Below are 1511 nucleotides of genomic sequence, written 5' to 3'. Positions count from 1 at the left end.
CGAAAAGTTTAATGCTGACTTGTGGAATGTACAATGCTTCAGGTAAATTTGCAGCTTTTGTTGGAATGCCGGCCAAGAGTGGAGTCTCAGGAGGGATTATGACATTAGTTCCTCCAAGGAGTCGGCAAGAAGTACCTTTTCAAGATGGCTGTGGTATAGGGATTTATGGACCGGCTATTGACGAATATGGTAATAGTCTAGCAGGCGTTATGTTACTTAAACATATCGCACAAAAATGGGATCTAAGTCTTTTCTAATAGCTGTCATTAAAAAATGAAACTGTGATAACTGATTTCAGACGACAACATTATTCAAAGTTATTTTTCTGACTATTCAAACGATTAATTAAACCTAATAGGATAAAAGGTAGAAGTTAGAATATTAATCCACTCGTTTTTCGAACAACCTATAAAAATATAGCATCTTATAAGGTGGAAATAATTTTGACTAAAGCAATCCAAATGATAAGTAATGATTATTTGATAGATATTTATGTGAAATCAGTTTTGTTAAAGGTTGATTCTGATTTTATTAATTTATTAGAAAATGAAATGTCCAGAAGAAATTTAACATTAAAAGCCGTATAAAACGGATAAATGCCAAAACAAGCATCATTAGTATTACATGTCGAAGGAATAAACGGCATTTATTTAAAATAATAAAAATAAGAAGGAGAGATGGCATGGGTATTATAGACTGGCTGATAACAGATTTTAATAATTTTCTTTGGAGTTATGCCTTAATTGTTATGTTAATTGGAGGTGGTATTTACTTTTCATTTAAAACAAAATTTGTGCAATTTCGTTTAATTAGGGAAATGTTCCATCTATTAAGGGAAGGAGCAGTATCATCTTCTGAAAAAAAAGGCGTTTCATCCTTTCAGGCATTTTGTATTAGTACAGCATCGCGTGTAGGTACGGGGAATTTAGCAGGTGTCGCACTGGCGATTACGGTTGGTGGACCTGGTGCCGTTTTCTGGATGTGGATTATTGCCCTTGTAGGTTCCGCATCTGCTTTTGTAGAAGCGACATTAGCGCAAATATATAAAGTCCAAGATAATAGTGCAGGTACTTTCCGGGGAGGTCCAGCATACTACATGGAAAAAGCGTTAAATGCGCGCTGGATGGGTATTCTTTTTGCAATCAGCATTAGTATTGCGTTCGGTCTTGCATTTAACTCTGTACAAGCAAATACAATTACAAACGCTTTTGAAACCGCCTTTGGTCTTAATCCTATTTGGACAGGATTAGTGATTACAATTGTGACTGCAATTATGATCTTTGGCGGTATTAAAAGAATTGCTAAAGCAGCTGAACTGCTGGTGCCCGTAATGGCGGGGCTTTATATGGTTGTTGCATTATTTATAATTGTTATGAATATTACAGAGATTCCTGCTGTCTTTGTTCTTATTTTTAAAAGTGCCTTTGGTTTAGAACAAGCTTTTGGCGGCGGATTAGGTGCTGCAATGATGCAAGGAATCAAGCGCGGTTTGTTCTCTAACGAAGCAGGTA

Annotated in this window: 3 protein-coding genes; all 3 read left to right on the top strand. The window is 36.0% G+C overall.

The window, feature by feature from the left end:
- A partial coding sequence (locus DS031_RS23275) for a glutaminase (RefSeq protein WP_181833303.1) occupies window positions 1–257 on the top strand: 257 nt, incomplete at its 5' end.
- A gap of 186 nt (window positions 258–443) precedes the next feature.
- Complete coding sequence (locus tag DS031_RS23270; RefSeq protein ID WP_113808527.1) at window positions 444–587, top strand: sporulation histidine kinase inhibitor Sda; 144 nt, start codon at window positions 444–446, stop codon at window positions 585–587.
- Window positions 588–682: 95 nt separating this feature from the next.
- Window positions 683–1511 (top strand): alanine/glycine:cation symporter family protein (locus DS031_RS23265; protein ID WP_142675819.1); only part of this gene is annotated, 829 nt, incomplete at its 3' end.

It is taken from the genome of Bacillus taeanensis, assembly GCF_003318295.1.
In the GTDB taxonomy this organism is placed as follows: domain Bacteria; phylum Bacillota; class Bacilli; order Bacillales; family UBA6769; genus Maribacillus; species Maribacillus taeanensis.
This window is presented reverse-complemented; position numbering and strand designations above follow the sequence as displayed.